The organism is Dermabacter sp. HSID17554, assembly GCF_003989295.1.
Lineage (GTDB): Bacteria > Actinomycetota > Actinomycetes > Actinomycetales > Dermabacteraceae > Dermabacter > Dermabacter vaginalis.
Genome location: NZ_RBLW01000003.1, coordinates 455,063 through 479,013, shown reverse-complemented (window position 1 = coordinate 479,013; position 23,951 = coordinate 455,063). Strand labels below are relative to the sequence as shown.

Below are 23,951 nucleotides of genomic sequence, written 5' to 3'. Positions count from 1 at the left end.
CTGGATTCCATAGGGGTTGTGGGGGTTTCGGGAGCGGATCAAACCCCCGCAACTTCTATGCAATTGGTCGGGCCTGGTGGCAGCCTCCTGGCAGCTTCGTGGCAACCTCGTGGCAACTTTGTGGCAAAACCCCCACAACCCCTCTGCAATTCACGTGAGGCGTGAGCCGTATTAGACTGGGTTGGTGCTACCCGCGAACGGACGACTCACTCACGACCTCCTTCCCGACGATCGCCGCCCGCAGGACGAGTGCGGCGTTTTTGGCGTGTTCGCGCCAGGGGAAGACGTTGCCACACTCACCTACTTTGGGCTGTACGCGCTTCAACACCGCGGGCAAGAATCCGCAGGCATCGCGACCTCGAACGGCGAGCAAATCCTCGTATATAAGGACATGGGCCTCGTGTCCCAAGTGTTCGACGAAGGCAACCTCAAAACCCTCCAGGGACACATGGCCGTGGGCCACACGCGCTACTCGACGACGGGCGCGAGCCACTGGGTGAACGCTCAGCCAACGCTTGGCCCGCGCCCCGACGGTACGATCGCCCTGGCCCATAACGGCAACCTCGTGAACACACTCGAGCTGCTCGAACTTCTCCATGAACGCCACGGCGACTCGAAGATTGGCGAACTTAAACAGGGCAACACGACCGACACGGCGATCGTGACGGCGCTGCTCAACCACGAAGGCAGCCTCGAGGACAACATCAAAGACCTCATGGGCCGCATCCGAGGCGCCTACTGCTTCGTGCTCATGAACGAAAAAACCCTGTACGCGGCACGGGATCCGCAGGGTATCCGCCCGCTCGTACTCGGCAGGCTGTCAAACGGGTGGGTGGTGGCCTCCGAAACCGCCGCGCTCGACATCTGCGGCGCGAGTTTCGTGCGCGAGGTCGCCCCGGGTGAGCTCATTGCGATCGACGAGGACGGGCTGCGTTGCGAGCAAGTATGTGAACCCGCGCGCAAGAGCTGCGTATTCGAATACGTGTACCTCGCCCGCCCCGACACGAACCTCAACGGGCGAAGCGTCAACGAATCCCGCATCGAGATGGGCCGTGAACTCGCGCGCGAACATCCCGTTGAAGCCGACCTCGTGATTCCCACGCCCGAATCGGGAACGCCCGCCGCGATCGGCTACGCGCAAGAATCCGGTATTCCTTACGGCCAGGGCATGGTGAAAAACGCGTACGTGGGCCGCACCTTCATTCAGCCCACGCAAACGCTGCGTCAGCTCGGTATTCGCCTCAAGCTCAACCCGCTGCGCGAGGTCATCGAGGGCAAACGGCTCGTGGTGATCGACGATTCGATCGTGCGCGGCAACACGCAACGGGCCGTTGTGCGGATGCTGCGCGAGGCCGGTGCGAGCGAGGTGCACGTGCGCATCAGCTCGCCGCCTGTCAAATGGCCCTGCTATTACGGCATCGACTTCGCCGATCGAGCCCAGCTCATTGCCAACGGTCTCGATACGGAAGAAATCTGCCGCTCGATCGGCGCTGACTCCCTCGGATACATCAGCTTCGACGGCATGGTGCGCGCCACGCGCCAGGTGCCACGCGAACTGTGCTCCGCATGCTTCACGGGTGAATACCCGATCCCTCTGCCCGCCCCCGATTCCGAAGGCCGCGAACTGCTGGGCATGGCCGACAAGGAGGTTCAGAAATGACTGACGCACGCGAAGACCAAGGCCTCACCTACGCCGCCGCCGGAGTCGATACCGACGCAGGCGACCGCGCCGTCGAACTCATGAAAGCTGCCGTGAAAAAGACCCACGGCACGAGCGTCGTTGATGGCGTGGGCGGCTTCGCGGGCCTCATCGACGTGAGCGAGCTCAAGAACTATGAGCGTCCCCTGCTCGCCTCGAGCACCGACGGCGTAGGCACGAAGATCGCGATCGCGCAGGCCCTCGACATCCACGACACAATCGGGCAGGACCTCGTGGCAATGGTCGTGGACGACATCGTCGTGAGCGGCGCGAAGCCCCTCGCCATGACCGACTACATCGCGTGCGGCAAGGTGCACCCGGAGCGGATTGCCGACATCGTGCGCGGCATCGCCGAAGGCTGCGTCCTCGCAGAAACGGCGCTCGTGGGTGGCGAAACCGCTGAACACCCCGGTCTGATGGGTGAGCACGACTACGACGTGGCAGGTGCCGCCGTCGGCGTCGTCGAGGCCTCCCGCATGCTCGGCGCCGAGCGCGTAGGCGCTGGCGACGTGCTCATCGGCATGGACTCGAGCGGGCTCCACTCCAATGGCTATTCCCTCGTACGCGCTGTTGTCGACCACGCCGGGCTGAGCCTCGAACAGCACATCGAGGAGTTCGGGAAGACCCTCGGCGAGGAGCTCCTCACCCCGACCCACATCTACAGCGCGCAGATTTTGCGCGTGCTCGCGCAGGCAGGCGTCGGAAAACTCCACGCGCTCTCGCACGTGACGGGCGGCGGGCTTGCTGCCAACCTTGCCCGCGTGATCCCCACCGAGTGCGGCGCGCGCGTGAGTCGTGCCTCGTGGGAGCCGGGCGCGGTGTTCCACATGATTGGCGAGTGGGGGAGTGTGCCGCTCGCGGATCTCGAAGCGACTCTCAACATGGGGCTCGGCATGGTCGCGGTGGCGAGTGCCGAGAGTGCGGATGAGATCGTGCGACTCTTCGAAGCCGAGGGCGTGCGCTCGCGGGTGATCGGCGAGGTTGCCCGGCGCGAAACGTTGCCGAAGCCGCGTAGTGAGAATGACGTGCTCGTGCAGGGGGCGAAGGGGGCTCACGGCGGCCCCGTGCTCGTGACAGCCTGAAACAACCGAAAGAACCCCGATCCCCGAATTGCATAGACGTTGTGGGGGTTTGGCGCGTTCGTGAAACCCCCACAAACCCTATGCAATCCAGTTGGGGCGGGTGGGGTGGCGCGGATCGCCCGCTCGTCGTTCCCTCTCGCCTCCCCTCGGCATCAAAAAATTGACGCCACTGCACGGCGGTCATTCACGCGAATGATGTTCGTGTAGCGGCGTCAATCTACAAAAGAGAAGGGCGGGTTAGGACTCCTCGTCCTCGTCGTCCCAATCGTCGTATTCGCTCGCCCACTTGTCTTCGTAGCGGTCGTCTTCGTCCCACGACGCGGACTCGTTCTTTTTCCCGCTCAATTCGCGCTGGAGCGCATTGAGATCAGTAGGCGGGCTGTAGTACTTGAGGTCCCGAGCAATCTTGGCCTGCTTGGCTTTCTGACGGCCACGACCCATAGGTACGACCCCCTGTGCGTCGAACATGCGGGCGATTTTCGCCCCTGGAGAGTAAGTTTCGGACTCTAGGTTACACTGCGGCGCCTGGGACTTAAAGTAGAGGCACGCCCGTGCGGGATCACGTCACACCTCAGAAGGCCCAGTGCGACGGGCGGAAAGACGAGCGCAGAGATGCGCCTCGAGTGCGAGAACCAACGAAAGAAGCCCTCAGCGATGCCTGCCCGCCATGACCGTACGTACCCGCCCATTGATGACTCGGCGCTTCTCAGCGACGGCTTCGAGATCGCCCACCACGACCTTGGCGAGGACTCTTTCGGGCCGTGCGGCTTCACGACGATCGCACGTCGCGCCCCGGAAGACCTCGCGACGGGGGCGATCGCGCTCTATCTCCACGGCTGGTCCGATTACTTCTTCCACCCGCACGTCGCCCGCTTCTTCAATGATCGCGGGTACGATTTCTGGGCGATCGACCTGCGTCGCAATGGCCGTTCGCTCCGCGATGGTGATGTGGCCACCGCAATCGGTGATCTTGCCGACTACGAGGAGGAAATCGGCGGCACGAGCGAGATGGCGAGTGCCGATGTGCGAGGGCGCGGTCTCGACCCGAAAAAACCGGTGATCTATGCACATTCGACGGGCGGCCTTACCGCGGTGACGTGGGCGGCAAGGCACCCCGGGCAAGCGTCGGCCCTGCTGCTGAATTCCCCGTGGCTTGAGTTGCACGGCGGGCCCTTGGTGAGGCGCGTACTGCTGCCCGAGCTTGAGATGCTCGCACGCGTGCGCCCGCTGCACACGGTTGTGCCGGGGATGCCTGATTTTTATGCCCGTACACTTCACGCGGATTTTGGCGGGCAGTGGGATTGGCATGTGCCGTATAAACCGTTCGAGTCGTTCCCGATGCCGGCCTGCACGCTTGCGGCTGTGGCGCGCGCCCAATCTCAGCTTGCGCGCGGGCTCGATATTCACGAGCCGATCTTCATGACCGCCTCAACGCGATCGGCGCTCGGGCCGGTGTTCACGCGCCGCGCCTACACGAGCGATGCGATCTTGAACGTTGAGCACCAGGTGACGAACGCCCACAACGCGGGGAAGGACCTCACGATCGCGCGAATTCCGGGCGCGACGCACGATATGGCCCTCGCGCTTGAGGCACCGAGGAGGATGTTCTTCTCCGAGCTTGCAGCGTTCATGGACAGCCGCGGGCTCTAGCCCTTTCCGGCTTCGGCGTCGCGAACGCCAATGGGGATGGCGAGCGCTCCGGCGAGTGCGGGCGTGAGGACCTGACTCAAGGTGAAGGCGAGTGCGCACGACACGGCCGCGGCGCTCGGTGCGCCGCATTGCACGAGCGCCCACGCCACGCCCACGTCGATCACGCCGATGCCGCCCGGCGTGAGCGGAATGAGCGAAAGCAGGCGGCTCAGAGCGTAAATCCCGAAGAGCACGAGAGGGCTGATCTCAAAGCCGTAGCCGAGCATGCACCACGCGATGAAGGCAAGGCCCTGCGCGAGACGCGCGAGGGTGGGGGCGCCGAGGATCATGATGCGAGAACCGTGGGCATCCGCGACCGCCATCGCGCGCGTGTCGAGGGCAGGGGCCACGAGGTCACGGTTCTTGCCGCCATAGCCTTCGTTAAAGGCATCCACGACTTTTTGCACGCGCTCGAGAACTTTCCGCAGGAGCTTCTCGCTCGAGACGAATCCGAGAGCGATACTCGTGAGGCCGAGGGCCAGCGCGGCGGCAATGAGCAGGGCAACGCGCCCCCACAGCGGAATGTCGAGCGGGGAAAGTGCCACGAGGGCGACGGCAAGGATCGGCAAGAGTATCTGTGCGAGAACGTCGGCGATCGACGCGAGCATCGTGCCCGAGGCGATTCTTTTAGTGCCGAGTCCCGCGCGTTTGAGACGCGCGTAGATGAGTCCGAGAGAAATGGTCGAGCCCATGGGCACGACGACGGTGACCGCTTGCGCGACAGCGTTGGTTTCCGCGGCGGCTCTGAGGCTCACTCCGCGGAAGCACGCGGCAAACCCCACGGAATCGATTGCGAGAACGACGAGCGCGACGGCGATGAGAAAGAGAATCCACCACCAGCTGATCCCGTCGAATGACGCGAAAATGTGCTCCCACGACGTGTCGACGGCGCGGGGAATGAGCCACACGATCACGATCGCAGCGATCACGATGGAGAGCACGGCGAGAAGCACATGGCGCATTTTTTGCCGCGTGGTGAGGGGCGCGGGTGTCGAGGAGTCGTTCATCGCGGACCATTCTCGCAGAAAGCCGTGTGCCGGTGACGTGATGCGGCTGACCATCGCGGGCGGCCTTGAGTTTAAATGTCTCACCCCTTTCGTAGAGTGGAGGCATGTACACACTCATGATGATTTTCGTGTTCTTGCACATCCTTTGCTGGGCCGGCGCGTTCGGCATGTGGATCGCCGCTGTGAAGAATCGCCAACCGCTTCCCGGCATGGCGCATATGTCCGCCGCAGCGCCGGTGTTTGGCTTGATCGCTGCGGTGATCGGCATTATCGATGGGATGGCCATCAACCACATGGCCATCGGTATCAAGCTCGTGCTTTCGGTTGTCGTGGCGGTGTGCGCGTTCATCGCGATCAAGAAGCGCGAGGCAACGCCCGCGCCCGTGTGGTTCGCGATCCCCGTGGGTATCGTCGTGAATATCGCCATAGGCGTGTTCATGTAACTGGCAAACCGCCCGCATCGTCCCGGCCGGAGCGGCGTAGGGTTCAACTCGTCTTACTCGCCGCCCGACCCACACAGCTAATGAAGGTTCATGAATGTCCTCGCTTTTCGATGATTTCCCGCTTCCGGAATCCTTTCATGCGCTCGGTGAGAGCGGGAAGGGCAAGAACGGCAAGGGCGGCGGAAGCGATGGCGGTCCGGGTGTTGGGAGCCCGGTGAGTGACGCCGAGGCGGAACGCTCGGCTGCCAGTGGGAGTGCGCGAGGGGAGTCCGACGCTTGCCCGCCTCCCGATGAGTGGGATTTCTCCGAGGATGCCCCGCCTGAAGATTGGGCAACGGCGTTTGGCAAGGAGGCGTCGGAACCGCACGGCGACGAGCCGAGCCCACGCTTTGAGCCGGTTCCCGAAGAGCCCGAGCCCGTGCGACACGAGAACTTCGCGGCGTGGGGCGGGCGTGACAAGGGGGCACTCGAGGAGATCGTTGAGGGCCTCAATCCGCCTCAGCGCGACGCCGTTGAGCACCGCGGCTCCCCGCTCTTGATCGTGGCCGGTGCGGGTTCCGGTAAGACCCGCGTCCTGACCCGCCGCATCGCGCACCTTCTGCGCAGCGGCGAGGCGCTTCCGGGCGAGATTCTCGCGATTACCTTCACGAATAAGGCCGCCTCGGAAATGAAGGAAAGGGTCGAGGCGCTCATCGGGCCCGCAGCCCGCTACATGTGGGTCTCGACCTTCCACTCGGCGTGCGTGCGGATCCTGAGGCGGGATGCCGCGGCCGCGGGGCTCAAGTCGACGTTCTCGATCTACGATTCCGCCGATTCGAAGCGGCTCATCACGAACATCGCAAAGGACCTCGGGCTGGATTCGAAGCAGCATCCGCCGCGTGCGTTCCAGTCGAAGATTTCCTCGCTCAAGAACGAGCTTGTGACCCCCGAGGAGTACGCGGCCCAGGCAGAGAACGCGAAGAATCCCGCCGAACGCACGATCGCACAGATCTACACGCAGTACCAGGAGCGGCTTCGCACGGCGAACGCGGTGGACTTTGACGACCTGATCGCGCTGACCGTGCGGCTGCTCGCCGAAAATCCGGCGATTCGCGAAGGGTATCGCCGTCGGTTCCGGCACGTTCTCGTGGATGAGTATCAGGACACGAATACCGCGCAATACAGGCTCGTGCGCGAGCTCGTGGGCGATGACCCTCGCGCTGACCTCACTGTCGTGGGCGATTCGGACCAGTCGATTTACGCGTTCCGCGGCGCGACGATCCGCAACATTATCGAGTTCGAAGAGGACTTCCCGAGCGCCCGCACAATCGTGCTCGAGCAAAATTATCGCTCCACGCAAACGATCCTGAGCGCCGCGAACGCGGTTATCAAGGAAAACCAGGGCAGGCGGCCTAAGAAGCTGTGGACTGACCAGGGCGATGGCCAGCAGATCACGCTGTATGTTGCCGACGACGAGCAGGGCGAGGCCCGCTACATCACTCGCCAGATCGACGCGTTGATCGACGGGGGTGCGAAGGCCGGGGACATCGCCGTGTTTTACCGCGCGAATGCGCAATCGCGCGCGCTCGAGGATCAGCTCATCCGCGTGGGCCTCCCGTACAAGGTTGTGGGTGGCACGCGCTTCTACGAGCGACGGGAAATCAAAGACGCGATCGCGTATCTGCGGGTGCTCACGAACCCCGCGGATGAGATCAACCTTCGCCGCATTCTCAACACGCCGAAGCGCGGTATCGGGGAGCGGGCCGAGGCAGCCGTCTCCGTTCTTGCTGACCAGGAGCGCATCAGCTTTGGCGAGGCCCTTGAGCGCGCGAGCGAGGCTCCGGGAATTGCGACGCGTTCCCTCGGTGCGATCGAGAAGTTCGTGGCACTCATGGCGCGCGGGCGCGAGCAGGTGGAAAAGGGAGAGGGGCCAAGCGAGGTACTCGAATCGATCTTGACCGAGAGTGGCTACTATGCCTCCCTTCAAAGTAGCGACGATCCTCAAGACGAATCCCGCCTCGAGAACCTTGCGGAACTCGTGAGCGTCGCCGCCGATTTCGAAGCGGATCTCGCCGCTGCCGAGGCCGCGGCGTCCGAGTTCGAAGACGAAGCGGGGATAGAAAACGATGCCTCCACCGGCTCGCTCGTTGATCAGTTCCTCGAAAAAGTTTCCCTCGTTGCCGATTCCGATCAGATCCCCGAGGGCGAGGATCAATTCGTCACCCTCATGACCCTCCACACCGCGAAGGGCCTCGAATTCCCGATCGTGTTCCTCACCGGCATGGAGGATGGCACTTTCCCGCATCAGCGCACCCTCGCCGACCCAAAGGAGCTCGAGGAGGAGCGGCGCCTCGCGTACGTGGGCATTACCCGCGCGAGGGAGCGCCTGTTCCTCACGCGTGCAAGCGTGCGTGCAGCGTGGGGCTCGCCGCAATTCTTCCCCGCCTCCCGCTTCCTTGAAGAGATCCCCGAGGCTCTCGTGCACGTGGCGCGCGCGGGCAATGCGCGCGCGTACGCGGATTTTGGTGGCGGTTTTGGTTCCGACGGTTGGGGCGCCTCCGGTCGCTCCCGAGGTTTTGGCGGCTCGAGCAAGCGCGGCCCATCCGTCACGGGTCTCGGCGTGGGCGGTGGCCGACGCGACGTATCGAGGCCGAGCTTCGGCTCGGGCAAGAAGGCGAAAACGGCGAGCGAGATTCCGAATCTCGAGGTCGGTGACCGCGTGACTCACGACAGCTTCGGTATGGGCACCGTGATCTCCGCAAGCGGTGTAGGGGAGAAACTCCAGGTCGAGGTTCAATTCCGCGATCCTCATGGCAAAAAGCGCCTTCTTGTGCGCTACGCGCCGATCACGAAGCTCTAAACGGGTAGGGCCCGGCGACCGCCCGGGTACCCTTCTCTCAGGCTCGAGACGCAGTTTTTCTCGGCCCTCGTGAGTTTCGGGCCGTACGCCTTGCGCACACGGGGTAGATTCGTAGCAGGCCACATGCGCCCCATGGGCCACCTTTCACTAAGGAGTGACATTGCGAATCGGAATCCCGAGAGAGACCCTCGAGGATCAGCCGCTCGTTGCCGCCACGCCCGACACCGTTCGCAAGCTTCTCAAGCTTGGCTACGAGGTCGTGGTGGAGCGCGGCGCTGGAGAGCGCGCCTCTTACCTCGATGCCGCCTACGCCGAAGCTGGCGCCGAGATCGTGGGGGAGGAGGTGTGGCAATCCGATATCGTCACGACTCTTGACACGCCGCCGCGGGAGACGCGCGAAAAGATGCTTCCCGGTGCCGTGCTCATTTCCCGCATGGCCCCAGGGCGCAACCCGGAGCTCATTGACGAACTGAAAGAGCATCGACTCACGGCGCTCGCGATGGATGCGGTGCCGCGTATTTCGCGTGCGCAATCGATGGACGTGCTCAGTTCGATGGCGAACATCGCCGGCTATCGCGCGGTCATCGAGGCCGCAAGCAATTTTGGGCGTCTCTTCACGGGCCAGGTGACGGCGGCCGGCAAGGTGCCGCCCGCGAACGTGTACGTGATTGGTGCTGGCGTTGCGGGTCTCGCCGCGATTGGCACGGCCAATTCGATGGGCGCGATCGTGAAGGCTACCGATCTTCGCCCCGAGGCTGCCGAGCAGGTCGAGTCGATGGGCGCGGAGTTCGTGGCGATCCCGGCGAAGACGGAGAAGTCGGAGGATGGCTACGCGAAGGAGATGACGGCGGACCAAGCGAAGGCGGCCGCGGAGCTCTATTCGCAGCAGTCAGCCGAGGCGGACATCGTCATTACGACCGCGAACATCCCGGGCCGCAAGGCGCCGGTGCTCCTCACGGCCGCGGATGTGCAGAACATGAAGCCCGGCTCGGTGATCGTGGATATGGCTGCCGCGAATGGCGGCAACTGTGAGCTCACGAAGCCCAGCGAGGTCTACCAGACCGACAATGGCGTGACGATCGTGGGCCACACCGACCTCGCGGGCCGGCTCCCCGGCCAGGCAAGCCAGCTGTACGGCCAGAACATCGTGAACCTCATGAAGCTCGTGACGCCCCAGAAGGACGGCGTGATGATGCTCGATTTCGAGGACACGATCGTTCGTGGCATCACGGTGACGTTCGCGCACGATGGCCAGGCGGATGTGCTGTGGCCACCGCCTCCCGTGAAGGTGTCGGCGGCGCCTGCACCCGCACCCGAAGCGGCACCGGCTCCCGCCGAAGCGCCCGAAGCGAAGAAGTCCCACGCGGGAACTATCGCGGCGATCATCGGCGGGATCCTCGGTGTGGCGCTTGTGCTCGCGAGCCCCTTCCAGGTGGCGGAGCAGTACATGGTGCTCATGCTCGCGATCGTGGTGGGCTACTACGTGATCACGTCGGTCACGCATTCGCTGCACACGCCGCTCATGAGCGAGACGAATGCAATTTCCGGGATTATTCTCGTGGGCGCGATATTGCAGGTGGGAAGCGCGAACATTGCCGTGGCGATCCTGTCGTTCATTGCGATCGTGATCGCGAGCATCAATATCTTTGGCGGGTTCACGGTCACGCACCGCATGCTCTCCATGTTTTCGAGGGAGGGCTGATCAATGGACATGCAGCTGATTGATTGGACGCTGAGGCTCACGACCCTCGCGTACATTGCCGCGGCCATTCTCTTCATCCTCGCGCTCGTGGGGCTCAGCGCGCAAAAGAGCGCGAAGCGCGGCAACATTTTTGGTGCGGCCGGTATGGCCATTGCGCTTGTGGCCACGATTGCGCGTGCGCTCGCGAACTCGCAGGTGGATCCCGAGCACTTCAATGGCCCAATCGTCACGCTCATCTTGATCATTCTCGCGATGGGTATCGGTGCTGGCGTCGGCATTCCGCTCGCGAAAAAGGTGGAGATGACGGGCATGCCCGAGCTCATCGCCATGCTCCACTCGTTTGTGGGCCTTTCGGCGGTGCTGATCGGCTTCAATAGTTTCCTGCATCCGTACGGTATTCCGCCCGCGATGGAGACCTTCCATCTGGGCGAGGTGGCGCTCGGTATTTTCATTGGCGCCGTGACGTTCACGGGCTCGATCGTGGCGTACCTCAAACTGTCGGCGAAGATCAAGGGCGCGCCGCTCATGCTTCCGGGCCGCAACTGGATCAACCTCGGCGTTCTCGTTCTTTCGCTCGTTCTCGCGATCGTGTTCATGGCGAGCGGCGGCGAGGGCTTTGCCGGCTGGGCCTCGATTCTCCTGCTCACGATTCTTGCGCTCTTCCTTGGCTTCCACCTCGTGGCGGCGATCGGCGGTGGCGACATGCCGGTCGTCGTCTCGATGCTCAACAGCTACTCGGGTTGGGCCGCGGCGGCTGCGGGCTTCATGCTCGGCAACAACCTGCTCATCATCACGGGTGCGCTCGTCGGCTCGTCCGGTGCGTACCTGAGCTACATCATGTGCAAGGCGATGAACCGCTCGTTCATTTCGGTGATTCTCGGCGGGTTTGGTTCCGACGGTGGCTCCTCCAGCGTCGAGCGTGATTACGGGCAGCACACCGAGATCACGCCTGAAGAGACGGCCGAGCTTCTCAAGGGCGCCTCGACGGTCATGATCACTCCCGGCTACGGCATGGCGGTGGCGCAGGCGCAATACCCGGTCGCGGAACTCACGAAGAAGCTGCGCGAGCACGGCGTGGATGTCACGTTTGGTATCCACCCGGTTGCGGGTCGCCTCCCGGGACACATGAATGTGCTTCTCGCCGAGGCGAAGGTTCCCTACGACATCGTGCTGGAGATGGACGAGGTGAATGACGACTTCGGCGATGTCGATGTCGTGCTCGTCATCGGCGCGAACGACACGGTGAACCCGATTGCCGAAGAGCCTGGAAGCCCCATCGCGGGTATGCCCGTGCTCAAGGTGTGGGAGGCGAAGCACGTGGTCGTGTTTAAGCGTTCGATGGGCGCCGGCTACGCGGGCGTGCAGAACCCGCTGTTCTTCAACGAGAACACGGACATGCTGCTCGGTGATGCGAAGACGTCGGTTGAGGCGATTTCGAAGGCGCTGTAACCTTCCGCGTGTGATCGCGAGGCTCCGCGCGCACCCGTATCGGGTGGGCGCGGGGCCTTCTTTGTGTGTGTCGGTGCGGCGGCGCTAGCCTCGCGCCCGGAGAGTCAGCCGAGGAGCGCTTTGAGCAACGGCTCGATGTTCTCGCGCTTCACGAAGTCGGTGTCCGTGCCCCACGTGTCGAGCATTTCCTGGTCGTTCGCGTGGCGTTTGCTCGCGGGCGTCGCCTTCATGAAGGCGTGCACGCCCGTGAGGGCAGCCTTGTGGGCGAAAGATACCTTGGAGTGGGCGAGGCCGCCGCGCGCGTGAAAGCGTTCGGTGCGCTCATACACGTCGCTCGGGAGGTTCGCGCGATGCACCTTATCGACGTCCTCGGTGCGGCTCGGGTCAGCCCAGGCAACGGAGAGCAGCACGAGGCGTGCGTTCGTGAAGGCGTGGGCGGCGTTCACAAAGGCTTTGACGTCGTGGAGCTTGCCCGCATAATTGCCGCCCGCGTACACGACGAGGTCGGGTTCACCTCCGAGTGTCGTTGTTGCCGCCTCGACGGTGAATCCTTTGGTGGTGAGGGTGTGCACGTCCCAACCTGCATCCGTGAGGGCGCTCGCGATCATCTCGGCATATCGGCCGGAGTGCCCGTAGATCGAGGCGTTGAGGATGAGGGCTTTCATGGGTGCTCCTTCGCGGTGGTGGTCGGTACTTCCAGCCTGCCACGCACCGCCGCGCACGGGCAGGGACCACCGGTGCCCGGCGCTTAGGCTGTCACGTGAATGAGGGCGAGCGCGCCGCGTTCGAGGTCCACGAACTGGTGATTGACGGCCTTGTACGTGCCTTCCTCGTGGAACACCATCTCGACGAAGCCTCCCTGGCAGCTGCCGAGGTCGAGAGCTTGCGCGCCGCCACCGGTGGTGTTGTCGGGCCGCAGCAGGTATTCGCCTTCCTTGAAGACGGTGTCGAAAACGGTACCGACGACGTGGAAGGCAATTCCTCGGCTCGGTCCCGCGGCGAGTACCCAGATGCGCACGCGCTCGCCGACTTTCGCTTCGAGCGGCTCGTGCACGTACTGGTTCGCGTGCCCGTTGAACACGGTGAAATCGGGACGTTCGGCGAAGATTTTTTCCGAGGAAATGGCGTGAAGTGCGCAACCGTCGGGCCCCTGAGCCGGGTTTCCATCCTCGCCGGTGCTGGCCTCCGGGGCGAGGTAGTGCTCGGATTGGACGAGCACGTATTCGCGATCGGCCGGCGCGAGTCCCTGCGGTGGAACGATGAGGATTCCATACATGCCGCCGGAAAGGTGCATGGTCATGGGCGCGGTCGAGCAGTGGTAAAGCCACGCGCCCGCGTAATCAGTGGTGAAGGGGTATACGAGGCTCTCCCCGGGCGCGATCGTGCGCATGTAGCGATTAGGCGCAACGGTGCCCGCGTGGAAGTCGATCGAATGGCCCATCTCGCCGCTGTTGCTGAGGGTTAATTCGATTTTTCCGCCAAGGGGGGAGGTGATCACGGGCCCCATCACCTCGCCGTTGTACACCATCGACTCCATCGCGATGCCGGGCGCGATCTCGAGGTTTTCCTCGGTGACGGTGAAGGCGAGTTTTTGCGGCGTGGCCGGGGAGGGGACGGCGGGCATCACCGGATCGCGCCGCGTGCGGGAGGAGCCGGGTGCGGAGGTGAGATCAGCGGTGACTCGGGCAAGGGGATCCGTTCCGACGCCTGCCGCGCCACCGTCACTGCTGTGACTTCCGCTCGTGCGTGCCCCGGTTGGGGTGATGGTGAGGGTCATGCCCATCGCGCGGTGGCCAACGATCGAGCACCACCCCTCGATGGGCGCGGTGACCACTCCGGCCTCGAGCACGACCGTGTCACCTGGATGCAGGCGCTCCGTGTGGGCACCGGTATCGAGAACGAGATCGTGGGTGTTCGCGGGATCGACGTTGTGCACCTCGATCTCAAGCCGATCGCCCGCGGGCACCTCGAGCGTGTTCGGAACGAAGCGCATGTCGGCATTCGCCTCGACCTTTACGCGGGTCGTGCGGCCGGTGGGAGCGATGGCCGGGCCTGCACCGTGCTCGGAGCCGGCGCCTTGGGAGGGGATTCCGACGGCGGCCGCGCCCGCGAGCGTGCCGTCGAAGGCACGCCCGACCGCGGCGAGCGAGAACACCGTTCCCATGCCCGCGAGGGCGCTCGTCAGGTGGCGGCGGCCGAGTGTTGCCGGCTCACGGCGAGCCTCACCTTCATGCGCCAGAGCGGGAGTGGAGCTCACGCCGGAGGCAGTGGCAGCCGGGGTTGAGCCGCTCGTCGCCGACTGCTGCGGGTGTGCGGGAGCACCTATGCCGGGCATTCCGAGCTGCGCCGAACGTTCGGTGAATTCGAGGCGCTCGCGCAGATTCACCTTGACCATGCGGAGCATGAGGACGATGAAAGAGGCGAGCACGAGAAACGCCACCGCGGAAACCAGAACCCGCGTGACCGAGCCGAATTGGCTCGGTGCGAACGTGCCGAACGTGAGAGCACCAAAGAGTGCCTCGCCAACCGTGCCCGTGATGCTCGCGAACGCAAACATGCCAAGCGCGAGATTGAGCGCAACGACGCGGAAAACTGCCCAGCGGCTCATGACGGCGAGGCCCGCCTTGAGAGCACGCGGGCCTCCACCCATCGAGGCCGGCAAAAGGTAACTCATCGCGCCGAGGAGCACTTGGAGAAGGAAACCCGCGACGAAGGGGACGCTCAGGTCATGAAGGCGTGCCGCGGTGAGCGAAAAGTTGAGGGGCGAGGTGACCGGGGAACCGTCGGAACTGCCGATCGAGCTGAACCACAGCCCCCACAGCGCCACGCACGTGCCGAGGAACCAGAGTGCGCCCGCACCGATCGAGAGAACGGGGAACAGGGCACGTGGCTCGCGGTGCATCTGACGGGATGATTGCCGCGCGAGCGCCACGAGGAGCAGGCCGATGACGACCTGACCGAGAATGTAGAGGGTGAGACCCGCGAGCCCCACGAGAACATTGTCCACGAGAGCACCGAGCATCGCGATGAGCGTGCCAATCACCATGACGATAAGGAAGCGCGAGGCTCGCGTGGCCTTCGTGGTATCGAGCTTCGTGCGCAGCACCGTGGGCCACAGCGTGAGCAGCGTTGCCGAGACCGTGACGCCCACGAAGCCAAGAATATTCACGACCTGATGCGCGAGAAGCAGGCGCCCTTGCCACGGCTCGCCGGGGGAGAAGGCGAGGATCGCGCCGAGCGCTGCGCCGAAGGGGAGGAGGCACGCGGCAATGAGATACGCCCGCACCACGAACGCGAAGCGTGGGGCGAGGGCCGCCTTGAGCTGCGCACCAAGAGCGAAGGCGTACCACAGGATCATGGCGCTCACGCCGATGGCGCCCAACACCGTGAGGAGCGGGAGATTCGCGAGCATGCCCGCCATCGTGAGGATGATCGAGGCGGTGAGAGCCCAAATGCGCGCCACTTGCTTCGGCCGAGTTTCCTCACCAAGGCGGGTCTTGAGAAGAGCCTCCGTGAAATGCTGACCCCACACCATGATCGACGTGGTGACGAGGCCGAGGGTCACCATGTGCACAAGAAGCCACCGGAACTGCGGGATGAGCGGGTGCGCTGCGACGGCGATGACGAGCGCGATCATCCAGTAGGAGACGGGTTTCGAGGCCTTCCTATGCCAGCTTCGACGGGTGAAACCTTCGGGGCGAGCATCTCTCGAGTGCACGTGCGGCCTTTCGCGCTGGGGGACGACGAACGGGGCGCGAAAACGCCCCGTTCATGCTATCGGCGCACAGCGAGGTTGGTCAGGACTTAAACTTCTTGACCTTCGCACCCTCCGGGAGATCCTCGCCAGCAATCCCCTCGGGATCGTCCAGGTCGGTTTCTTCGTACGCGTCCTGCGTGAGCGCGGCAATGATGCGCAAGAGCACGAGAACCGCAAGGAGAACGAGCATCCACGTGACGGGGATCGGGATGATCCTCGAGAACACGAACCAGATCGCACCGAGCGAAAGCGCGATGATCGACGTGTCGCGCAGGGCGGCGAGAAGGCGCTTCGTCATATTCGCGCGGCGATACCGGCGACCCGCGACCTTTGCGGCTGCGCGCATCGTTTTCGCGGATTCGCTCGCGGAGTTCTTCGCGCTTTCAGCGCCGCGGCGCACGTTATCGGCAGCTTTCGCCTCCCACACTTTCTGCGCGCCGCTCGCGTAGGCGCGGGCCTCCCGCTGCACGGCACGCTTCGCGCCGGGAGCCTGCTTGCGCGCCGTATTGCGCGCGGCTTTCGCGTAGGTCTTCCAATCGGCCATTACTTCTCATCCCTCATGCGAATATCGCCATCGCGGCTCTCGCGCGGATTCGCGCGGCCTTCGCGGATGGCGGCGCGCTCGCGGTCGCGGCGCCACTCGTAGTAGTAGGAGAGCCCCACATTGAGCGCAAGCGTCAAGAGGATCGAGAGCACGAGGCTCGCAAACTTCGCCTTGATCCCCATGAGTGAAAGAACCACGAAAAAGAGCGTCATGACCACGACGGAGAAAAAGAGGTGGTCCATGATGCGCTGGCGGAGAGTTTTGCGCTTGGGGCGGGGGCTCGTCATTGCTCCATCGTAACGGCCACCCGCACTGTGAAGATCTGGCTCACTGTGATCGGCACGCGCTTTTGCCCTTCCGCGAGCGACGCCGAGGTGCCGATACCCTTGGAAGAACGCTACTTCTCATGGAGGGACACCCGCGTGGATCTTCTCGAACATCAAGCGCGCGATGTGTTTGCGCGCCATGGCGTCCCCGTTCTTCCCGGAATTCTCGCGAGGACCCCGGCTGAGGCGCGCGCCGCCGCCGACAAACTCGGTACACCGGTGCTTGTCGTCAAGGCCCAGGTCAAGGTCGGCGGTCGCGGTAAGGCCGGCGGCGTTAAGATCGTGCGCACACCAGCCGAAGCCGAAGAGGCCGCACGCGCGATCCTCGGTATGGACATCAAGGGCCACACGGTTCATTCCGTGCTCGTTGCCGAGGGCGCCGAGATCGCCGAGGAGTACTACTTCTCTATCCTTCTGGACCGTTCCTCGCACGGCCTCACGGCTCTGTGCTCGAAGGAGGGCGGCGTAGAGATCGAACAGCTGGCGAAAGAGCGCCCCGAGGCGCTCGCGCGCCGCGAGATCGACCCTCTCGAGGGCCTCACAGCGGAAGCTGCGCGCGATCTTCTCGAAGCTGCGGGCTTCGATGTCGAGCAGATCGGCGCCATCGCCCGGGTTCTCGAGCGGCTGTGGGAGGTGTATCGCGACGAAGACGCGACCCTCGCCGAAGTCAACCCTCTCGTGAGAACCGCGGGAGGAGAGATCCTCGCGCTCGACGGCAAGGTTTCCATCGACGATAACGCTCTCTTCCGCCACGAAAGCTTCGCCGCTTTCGCCGCGGAAGAAAATGCCGACCCTCTCGAGGAGGAAGCGCGGCGCCTCGGCCTCAATTACGTGAAGCTCGATGGCGAAGTCGGCGTTGTGGGCAACGGTGCGGGTCTCGTGATGTCCTCCCTCGATGTTGTCGCCTACGCGGGCCGTGACTTCGGTGGGATTCACCCCGCGAACTTCCTCGATATCGGCGGCGGTGCCTCGGCGAGCGTCATGGCTGACGGCCTCGGCCTCGTGCTCGCCGACCCTCAGGTGAAAAGCGTATTTATCAACGTGTTTGGCGGGATTACCGCGTGCGATCAAGTCGCCCTCGGCATCGTGGGCGCCCTCGAGAAGCTCGGCGACCGCGCGACGAAACCGATCGTCGTGAGGCTCGACGGCAACGCCGTGAAGGAGGGGCGCGAGGTTCTTCGCCGCGCGAAGCACCCACTCGTGCACATCGCGGATTCAATGGACGACGCCGCGAGGCAAGCCGCCGCGCTCGCCGCTGGAAAGTAGGGCAATCATGGCGATTTTTCTTGAGGACAACTCCCGCATCATCGTGCAGGGCATCACCGGAAGTGAGGGGCTCAAGCACGCGCGCCGCATGAGCGCCGCCGGCGCCCAGATCGTGGGCGGGGTCAACCCGAAGAAAGCCGGGAGTGACGTGGACCTTGGCAGCCGTCGGACCCCCGTTTTTGGCACGGTGGCCGAGGCGATGCGCGAAACCGGCGCAAACGTGTCCGTGGTGTTCGTGCCACCCAGGTTTGTGAAGGGGGCCGTGATCGAGGCGATCGAGGCGGGCATGCCACTCGTCGTCGTCATCACGGAGGGCATCCCGGTTCTGGACACGGTCGAGTTTCATGCGCGCGCGAAGGCGAGCGGCCGCACGCGTATCATCGGGCCGAACTGCCCGGGGATCGTTTCGCCGGGGCTGTCCAATGCAGGGATCATCCCCGACCACATCACGGGCCGGGGCCCAGTCGGGCTCGTCTCGAAATCGGGCACCCTCACGTATCAGATGATGCACGAACTTTCCGACATCGGCTTCACGACCGCGATCGGTATCGGCGGCGACCCGGTCGTGGGTACGACCCATATCGACGCCCTCGAGGCTTTTGAGGCCGATCCCGCGACCGAGCTCATCGTGATGATCGGTGAAATCGGGGGAGACGCCGAGGAGCGCGCCGCCGAATTCATCCGCGCGAAGGTCACGAAACCCGTCGTTGGCTACATCGCCGGCTTTACCGCCCCCGAAGGCAAAACAATGGGGCACGCGGGCGCAATTGTGAGCGGCTCAAGCGGAACGGCGCGCGCGAAGAAGACGGCGCTCGAGGGCGCAGGCGTGCGCGTGGGAACGAGCCCGAGTGAGACCGCGAGGCTCGTACGAGAGGCCCTCTGACCCGCGCCACCCTCCCGGCACGAATAGACATAGCTCAACGTCGCTTGCTCGCGAGGCCTACGTCGCGGTCGCTGTCTCGAAATTGCGACAATCTGCGCGCCCTACGGTGCCGACCCACTCAGTAACCTTGCCGCATGAGTACATCAGGACCCACCAGGAAAACGCCGAGCGAGGCCCCACGCTTCAATCCCTCGATGCTTGAGGGCGCTTCGAATTGGGACCTCACGCCCGCGCGCACCTCTCGTAGCGGTTCGTTCCTCAAGTACCTCTTTGGCACGGGTCTCGGCCTCGCCGCGCTCTCGCTCGTGCTGAGCTTTCTTGGTCTCGTCTGCGCCGTGTGCTCGTTCGTCGAACCGCTCGCGCGCATGGGCCTTGGAACACTACCCCTCGCGGTTCTCGCGCTCGTGCTCGCATTCTTGAGCGTCCGCCTTTCGCAGCGACTGGGCGGAAGTGCCCTCCTCTCGTTTGCCGCGATCGCCGCGTCGTTCCCGCTCGTGTTCTTCGGACTGATCGCGTATTCGTTTATGTTCACCATGCCGGTGGGGCAGGCCTGAGGTCCGACGGCTTCTCGCCCCCACGTGTTGCCAAAGGTTTCTAAGGAAACCGCTTTTAGGATGGGGGCATGAGTACTCCTTACGGCAACGATCCCGTCAACAGCCCCGAGGGCTACCCGAAGCCCGAGAATCCCGAGAACAACTCGCCGAGCGTCGAGAACGCCCAGCAGGAGCAGCCATCGGCGCCGAATTGGCAGGCGCAGGAAGCGCTCGCCCCTTCGCACGACGAGTCCGCCGCTGCGACGCCCGAGGGCGGCGTTGTGCACGAGGTTGGCCCGTTCGCCTCGCAGAATGCTGAGGCTGAGGGAGAACGAAAGTCCCCCGAAGCTTCGCAGAATCCCGAAGCGACTTCGCACGATAGCGGCGTGCAGTCGTACGGTTCGACGTTCCAGCCGGCGCAGTACGGTAGAGCAGAGGAATCGGCTCCCGCGGCGTCGACCTACGGCGCGCCCGAGCAGAGCACTTCCCAGAGTGACGCGGAAGGAAGCGACGCCTCGCAAAGCGACCTTGTTCAAAGCGAACCTGCGCACGTTGAGCAGCCTGAGCAGCCGCGCGAAGAGGCCACGCAATACGGCGCATACGGTGCGCCTTCATTTGGCGGCGAACAGAATGTTGCTCAGCAGTCGAATGAGCAGGCGCCGCAGAATGCCTCGTACGGCGCTCCCGGCCACGAAGGTGCAGCTCCCGAGGCTCAGGGCTACGGCGCCCCGAGCTACGGTTCCTCGAATGAGGCCGCGGGTTACGGCACCGCGAGCGGCGCCCCGAGCTATGGTTCCTCGAATGAGGCCGCGGGTTACGGCACCGCGAGCGGCGCCCCGAGCTATGGTTCCTCGAACGAGGCCCCGGGTTACGGCTCCGCGAGCGGCGCCCCCAGCTACGGCTCCTCGAACGAGGCGCAGGGCTACGGTCAGAATTATGGCCAGCAGAGCTACGGAGAACAGACCCAGCAGCAGAGCTACGGAGAACAGACCCAGCAGCAGAGCTACGGAGAACAGACCCAGCAGCAGAGCTACGGTCAAGAGTACGGTCAGGGCTACGGCGGGTCGAGCTACGGCCAACAGCCTCAGCAGGCTCCGCAGGGCGGCTACAGTGCGATGAACTCCGGCCCTCACCAGTCTGCCCCGCAGGGTGGCTACAGCGCGCAAAATTCGAGTGCCAACTCATTCGCGCAGAGCGCCCCAAGCGCACAGAGCGCCTATTCTGCCCAGAGTGCGAACAACGGCTACGCGACCCCCGCGGGCTACAACCAGCAGCAGGCGCCTGCCGTTGACACTGCCCCGAAGAAGAGCGGCACCGTGCTTGCCATCATCGGCATCGTGCTCGCCCTCATCGGCATCGGCCTCACGTTCGTGCCGATCATGCTCGTTTACGCGCTCTCGATCCCGCTCGGCATCGCGGGTCTCGTGCTCGGTATCTGGGGCGCGGTGCGCGGCTTCAAGGGCGGAAGCGGCAAGGTGCTCGGCATCATTGCTGCCGTGCTTTCGGTGATTTCGGTTCTGATCGGCATCGTCTCGATCATCATTGGCCTCATCGCCATGCTGTAGCGATCGGCTCACCATTCATGCGGCATCGCCTCGCACCTGCTCTGTTGAGGAGCATGGTGCGGGGCGATTCTCGTTCCGCCGCACGCCAGAATCTTGTGACGCGCCATACCTTTTTGTGTGTGCGGCGATTATGATGGCCGCATGAGCGCACCGCCACTCGAGCCTGGCATGAGCCAGCAGCACCCAAAGCCCCCGCGAAATCGTGCTCTCACCGGAGTGCTGATTGGCGGCAATCTCATGGTGAGTGTCGCGATCCTCGCGGTCCTCGGCGTGTTCGCCTATGTTCTTTTCACGAGTCAGGGGGCGAGTGTCGAAGCCGGCAGCGAGGAAACACCCGAAACGGCAGCGATCACGCCCTCACCTAGTCCCACCGGGATGCAGTACGGCATCACGCTTGGCGGAGGTGACGAGGAAATCTACCCGCCACCGCCACCGCCCGCGCCCCTCCAGCAAGGCACGCCCGGAACTCCGGTCGATGCTGGCAAGGTGACCGTGACGGTCGTGGACAAGGGCTTCCACCCTGAACAGCCCGCAGATGCGGGACCCTCCCAGTGCATCACCGTGGAAATCACGTCGAAGAGCAACGAGGGTGATGCGAACGCGGCGATGTTTTGGCTGACAAGCAGCACGCACCAGGGGGTGCGTTCGCGTCCCGTGATCGTGCCGGGACAACTCATCCCCGAGATTTTGCAAGAAGGCGAGTCGACCTCCGGTTTCGTGTGCTTTCCCGATGAGGTCATGGGGCAGGGCGAAAAGATTCTCACGTTTACCAACGACGACGAGGACGTCGTGGAACACAACGTGCAGTGGCGATTGCCGTGAACAGCACACCATACGAGACGCCCTTAGAAGCGAGAGGGGGTAGTGCCACGACCGTGCCCGAGCCCGCATCCCCTCGCGCCACGACCCGGACGCTCGTCTTTGGAATCGTCGCGATCATCTTCGCGATCATCGGTGGCGCCTTTGGAATTCTCAAGGGCATGGCCCTCATCAGCATCGGCGTCGCGCTGTCGCTTGTGGGGCTCGTGCTTGCGGCATGGGCTCTCGTGCTTGCTGTTCGACACGCGTCCAAAGGCGCAATGGTTGTTGGTGCCATCGCGGCAACCGGATCGTTCTTTGCTCTCACTGCGGGAGCCCTGACGCTGATCTCGAGGATCATCACTAAGGATGTTTGAGCTCGCACCGCTTTTCGCTCGGCTTTTCGGCAGGGGGAGAGCGCTTACACGAAGGTGAGTCCGACGCTTGCGAGGCAAACGTCGGAGAGGGACTTATAGAATCGAGCAGCGCCACCCACACTCGCGCGCCCCCTGTACCCACTCAAAGGAGCACCGTGACTGACCTGATCGACACGACGGAGATGTACCTCAAAACGGTGTTCGAACTTCTCGAGTTGGGGATTACGCCGATGCGGGCGAGGATCGCGGAGCGGCTTCACCAATCGGGTCCCACCGTTTCCCAAACGGTCGCGCGGATGGAACGCGATGGGCTGCTCTTTCTTGACGATGCGCGCGTGATCCACCTCAGCATCGAAGGTGAACGAATCGCTACGGGAGTCATGCGCAAGCATCGACTTGCCGAGCGCCATTTGATCGACATCATTGGGCTCGAGTATTCGAAGGTGCACGAGGAGGCGTGCCGATGGGAACACGTCATGAGCCTCGACGTGGAGCGGAAGATCGCCTCTCTTTTGAAGCCCCCGTACCGTGATCCGTACGGCAACCCGATCCCGGGCCTCGCCGAATTGGACTGCGGGCTCGAAGACATCCACCCCGGGGTTGCCGAGGGCGTCAATGGCTCGAATGTTCGGCAAAGTGCGGGTCAAAGGCTTGTGGACTGTGACCTGAGCGACGGAGAGCGACGCGTGCGGATCGCCTCGATCGGTGAAGTCATTCAATCGGATGTCACGTTCCTCGCGGATCTGGAGAGTCATGGGATCGTTCCCGGCGCTGACGTGCGCGTTTGCGCCGATGCGGACGCGATCGTTCTCGAAGCGGTCGCGGGAGAGTCGATCTCGCTCACGCCTTCCGATGCGGGACACATTGGGGTCGATTTAGTGTGACCTCACCCGGTCTAGGTAAAGGGTAGTCAAAGACTTGTCACAGCCTCCGTCAGATCTCTCTGGCGGAGGCTTTTCGTTCCGTAGAGTTTTACTCGGTTGCGGATGAGCCGCGCCCCGCTCCCGGATTTTCACCCCTGCTCCGGGAAGCCCGAAAACTTAGGCAGGAGCCGCAAGGCCGAGAACATGGAAGGTCCCCAAGTGTCGAATCGTTCCGCGAAGACTCATCGCCGCCAGATGCGCCCCGTCACCCCCGTGGCCCGCGCAACCCGTGGCACCGCTGGCGTTGCTTTCGCTGCGACCTTCGTTCTCACCGGCACCACCGGCGCTCTCGCCGATGGCACTACCCAGGCCGATGCGGCTGCTGAGTCGGCGAACATTATCGCGCCCGTCACCGCCCCCGCCGTGACCATCCCGGCTGCGCAGAAGCACGATGATGCCGCCTTTGGTGTATTCGCTGCCGAAGCTGCGACCCTCAAGCCCAAGGCGCCCGTTGTTGCGGTCGAAGAAGCAGACAGTCACGACGCGGACGCGGAGGAGAACACCCGCGACGAAGACTCGCGCAACCGTGAAGATGAGCGCTCGAACCGCGACGAGGATCGCTCGAACCGCGATGAGGAGAGCTCGAGCCGCGATGAGGAGCGCTCGAACCGAAACAACGAGCGTTCGAACCGCGATGATCGCAATCAAGACGAGCAAGATTCGCGTGCGCAGGACGAGGGCGAGACGCGCGATGAGGAGACCGAAGAGGCTGCAAGCCCCGCGGTCGCAGGCAGCTCGATCTTTGCCACCGCGAAGAGTGGCATTGGCGTTCGCTACAAGTTCGGTGGGAGCTCGCGCTCGGGTTGGGACTGCTCGGGCTTCACTTCATGGGTGTACCGCCAGCACGGCATCAACCTTCCGCACAGCGCGGGCGCTCAGGCTCGCATGGGTAAGCGCATCTCGAAGTCGCAGGCCCGCCCAGGCGATCTCGTGTATTACCCCGGCCACGTGGGCATCTACGCCGGTAACGGCATGATTCTCGACGCGGGAAACTCGCGTAAAGACACAAGCCTCCGCAAGATGTGGAAGGCTAACTGGTCGTATCACCGCATCGTTGACTGACCCTCAT

Annotated in this window: 21 protein-coding genes; 15 read left to right on the top strand and 6 right to left on the bottom strand. The window is 63.8% G+C overall.

Annotation, left to right across the window (positions count from 1 at the left end; genetic code table 11):
* Positions 1-184 precede the first annotated feature (184 nt).
* Together purF and purM are read left to right on the top strand one after the other, a co-directional pair.
* Positions 185-1,660, top strand: a complete 1,476-nt coding sequence (purF, locus tag D8M36_RS07840; protein ID WP_126847981.1) for an amidophosphoribosyltransferase — start codon at positions 185-187, stop codon at positions 1,658-1,660.
* Entirely contained in the window at positions 1,657-2,781 is a 1,125-nt protein-coding gene (purM, locus tag D8M36_RS07835; RefSeq protein ID WP_126847980.1) for a phosphoribosylformylglycinamidine cyclo-ligase, read from the top strand. Before purF ends, purM begins: the two co-directional genes overlap by 4 nt.
* Positions 2,782-3,018: 237 nt before the next feature.
* Here the strand turns inward: purM and D8M36_RS07830 are convergent, their stop codons facing one another.
* On the bottom strand, positions 3,019-3,222 hold the full coding sequence (locus tag D8M36_RS07830) for a DUF3073 domain-containing protein (protein ID WP_065248675.1): 204 nt from the start codon (positions 3,220-3,222) through the stop codon (positions 3,019-3,021).
* Between the two features lie 213 nt (positions 3,223-3,435).
* On the opposite strand from D8M36_RS07830, the gene D8M36_RS07825 reads away from it, so the two are divergent.
* Complete coding sequence (locus D8M36_RS07825) at positions 3,436-4,431, top strand: alpha/beta hydrolase (protein WP_161970232.1); 996 nt, start codon at positions 3,436-3,438, stop codon at positions 4,429-4,431.
* Here D8M36_RS07825 and D8M36_RS07820 read toward each other — a convergent pair.
* Positions 4,428-5,531 carry a lysylphosphatidylglycerol synthase transmembrane domain-containing protein gene (locus D8M36_RS07820; protein WP_126847976.1) on the bottom strand — a complete coding sequence of 368 codons (1,104 nt, stop codon included), beginning with the start codon at positions 5,529-5,531 and terminating at the stop codon, positions 4,428-4,430. The genes D8M36_RS07825 and D8M36_RS07820 overlap by 4 nt on opposite strands.
* A gap of 50 nt (positions 5,532-5,581) precedes the next feature.
* Here D8M36_RS07820 and D8M36_RS07815 point away from each other — a divergent pair, with 50 nt between their 5' ends.
* The 4 genes from D8M36_RS07815 to pntB all read left to right on the top strand — a co-directional run bounded on the left by D8M36_RS07815 (position 5,582) and on the right by pntB (position 11,910).
* Complete coding sequence (locus tag D8M36_RS07815) at positions 5,582-5,920, top strand: hypothetical protein (protein WP_074297829.1); 339 nt, start codon at positions 5,582-5,584, stop codon at positions 5,918-5,920.
* Positions 5,921-6,014: 94 nt separating this feature from the next.
* Entirely contained in the window at positions 6,015-8,759 is a 2,745-nt protein-coding gene (gene pcrA, locus D8M36_RS07810; RefSeq protein ID WP_126847974.1) for a DNA helicase PcrA, read from the top strand.
* Between the two features lie 160 nt (positions 8,760-8,919).
* Positions 8,920-10,461, top strand: a complete 1,542-nt coding sequence (locus tag D8M36_RS07805) for a Re/Si-specific NAD(P)(+) transhydrogenase subunit alpha (RefSeq protein ID WP_126847972.1) — start codon at positions 8,920-8,922, stop codon at positions 10,459-10,461.
* 3 nt (positions 10,462-10,464) lie between these two features.
* Positions 10,465-11,910 (top strand): Re/Si-specific NAD(P)(+) transhydrogenase subunit beta, encoded by a 1,446-nt coding sequence (gene pntB / locus D8M36_RS07800; RefSeq protein ID WP_126847970.1) that lies wholly within the window; start codon positions 10,465-10,467, stop codon positions 11,908-11,910.
* Positions 11,911-12,014: 104 nt separating this feature from the next.
* Here pntB and D8M36_RS07795 read toward each other — a convergent pair whose 3' ends face one another.
* The 4 genes from D8M36_RS07795 to D8M36_RS07780 all read right to left on the bottom strand — a co-directional run bounded on the left by D8M36_RS07795 (position 12,015) and on the right by D8M36_RS07780 (position 16,498).
* Positions 12,015-12,575, bottom strand: a complete 561-nt coding sequence (locus D8M36_RS07795) for a flavodoxin domain-containing protein (RefSeq protein WP_126847969.1) — start codon at positions 12,573-12,575, stop codon at positions 12,015-12,017.
* An 83-nt stretch (positions 12,576-12,658) separates the two neighbouring features.
* On the bottom strand, positions 12,659-15,628 hold the full coding sequence (locus tag D8M36_RS07790) for a multicopper oxidase domain-containing protein (protein ID WP_126847967.1): 2,970 nt from the start codon (positions 15,626-15,628) through the stop codon (positions 12,659-12,661).
* Between the two features lie 79 nt (positions 15,629-15,707).
* The gene (locus D8M36_RS07785) at positions 15,708-16,211 is read right to left on the bottom strand and encodes a hypothetical protein (protein WP_074297820.1); all 504 of its coding nucleotides are present in this window, start codon (positions 16,209-16,211) and stop codon (positions 15,708-15,710) included.
* Positions 16,211-16,498, bottom strand: a complete 288-nt coding sequence (locus D8M36_RS07780) for a hypothetical protein (protein ID WP_074297817.1) — start codon at positions 16,496-16,498, stop codon at positions 16,211-16,213. The genes D8M36_RS07785 and D8M36_RS07780 overlap by 1 nt, the downstream gene beginning before the upstream one ends.
* 135 nt (positions 16,499-16,633) lie before the next feature.
* Here D8M36_RS07780 and sucC point away from each other — a divergent pair, with 135 nt between their 5' ends.
* From sucC to D8M36_RS07740, 8 genes are all read left to right on the top strand, one after another.
* Positions 16,634-17,803 (top strand): ADP-forming succinate--CoA ligase subunit beta, encoded by a 1,170-nt coding sequence (gene sucC / locus D8M36_RS07775; protein WP_126847965.1) that lies wholly within the window; start codon positions 16,634-16,636, stop codon positions 17,801-17,803.
* Positions 17,804-17,810: 7 nt separating this feature from the next.
* A complete protein-coding gene (gene sucD, locus D8M36_RS07770) occupies positions 17,811-18,686 on the top strand; it encodes a succinate--CoA ligase subunit alpha (RefSeq protein WP_126847963.1) in 876 nt (291 codons plus the stop codon).
* A 134-nt stretch (positions 18,687-18,820) separates the two neighbouring features.
* A complete protein-coding gene (locus D8M36_RS07765) occupies positions 18,821-19,240 on the top strand; it encodes a hypothetical protein (RefSeq protein WP_126847961.1) in 420 nt (139 codons plus the stop codon).
* Positions 19,241-19,308: 68 nt separating this feature from the next.
* Positions 19,309-20,784: a DUF308 domain-containing protein gene (locus tag D8M36_RS07760; protein ID WP_126847959.1), complete on the top strand. Its 1,476-nt coding sequence runs from the start codon at positions 19,309-19,311 to the stop codon at positions 20,782-20,784.
* 141 nt (positions 20,785-20,925) lie between these two features.
* On the top strand, positions 20,926-21,606 hold the full coding sequence (locus tag D8M36_RS07755; protein WP_126847957.1) for a hypothetical protein: 681 nt from the start codon (positions 20,926-20,928) through the stop codon (positions 21,604-21,606).
* A gap of 53 nt (positions 21,607-21,659) precedes the next feature.
* Positions 21,660-21,959, top strand: coding sequence for a hypothetical protein (locus D8M36_RS07750; protein ID WP_126847955.1), 300 nt, complete (start codon positions 21,660-21,662; stop codon positions 21,957-21,959).
* A gap of 155 nt (positions 21,960-22,114) precedes the next feature.
* Positions 22,115-22,843 (top strand): metal-dependent transcriptional regulator, encoded by a 729-nt coding sequence (locus D8M36_RS07745; protein ID WP_126847953.1) that lies wholly within the window; start codon positions 22,115-22,117, stop codon positions 22,841-22,843.
* 183 nt (positions 22,844-23,026) lie between these two features.
* Positions 23,027-23,944: a C40 family peptidase gene (locus tag D8M36_RS07740; RefSeq protein ID WP_238638420.1), complete on the top strand. Its 918-nt coding sequence runs from the start codon at positions 23,027-23,029 to the stop codon at positions 23,942-23,944.
* Positions 23,945-23,951: the final 7 nt, after the last annotated feature.

Coding starts and splice junctions, on each gene's coding strand:
- purM (WP_126847980.1), top strand. CDS start 1,657: ATGACTGACGCACGCGAAGACCAAGGCCTCACCTACGCCGCCGCCGGA.
- D8M36_RS07830 (WP_065248675.1), bottom strand. CDS start 3,222: ATGGGTCGTGGCCGTCAGAAAGCCAAGCAGGCCAAGATTGCTCGGGAC.
- D8M36_RS07825 (WP_161970232.1), top strand. CDS start 3,436: ATGCCTGCCCGCCATGACCGTACGTACCCGCCCATTGATGACTCGGCG.
- D8M36_RS07820 (WP_126847976.1), bottom strand. CDS start 5,531: ATGGTCAGCCGCATCACGTCACCGGCACACGGCTTTCTGCGAGAATGG.
- D8M36_RS07815 (WP_074297829.1), top strand. CDS start 5,582: ATGTACACACTCATGATGATTTTCGTGTTCTTGCACATCCTTTGCTGG.
- pcrA (WP_126847974.1), top strand. CDS start 6,015: ATGTCCTCGCTTTTCGATGATTTCCCGCTTCCGGAATCCTTTCATGCG.
- pntB (WP_126847970.1), top strand. CDS start 10,465: ATGGACATGCAGCTGATTGATTGGACGCTGAGGCTCACGACCCTCGCG.
- D8M36_RS07795 (WP_126847969.1), bottom strand. CDS start 12,575: ATGAAAGCCCTCATCCTCAACGCCTCGATCTACGGGCACTCCGGCCGA.
- D8M36_RS07785 (WP_074297820.1), bottom strand. CDS start 16,211: ATGGCCGATTGGAAGACCTACGCGAAAGCCGCGCGCAATACGGCGCGC.
- D8M36_RS07780 (WP_074297817.1), bottom strand. CDS start 16,498: ATGACGAGCCCCCGCCCCAAGCGCAAAACTCTCCGCCAGCGCATCATG.
- sucD (WP_126847963.1), top strand. CDS start 17,811: ATGGCGATTTTTCTTGAGGACAACTCCCGCATCATCGTGCAGGGCATC.
- D8M36_RS07765 (WP_126847961.1), top strand. CDS start 18,821: ATGAGTACATCAGGACCCACCAGGAAAACGCCGAGCGAGGCCCCACGC.
- D8M36_RS07760 (WP_126847959.1), top strand. CDS start 19,309: ATGAGTACTCCTTACGGCAACGATCCCGTCAACAGCCCCGAGGGCTAC.
- D8M36_RS07755 (WP_126847957.1), top strand. CDS start 20,926: ATGAGCGCACCGCCACTCGAGCCTGGCATGAGCCAGCAGCACCCAAAG.
- D8M36_RS07740 (WP_238638420.1), top strand. CDS start 23,027: ATGGAAGGTCCCCAAGTGTCGAATCGTTCCGCGAAGACTCATCGCCGC.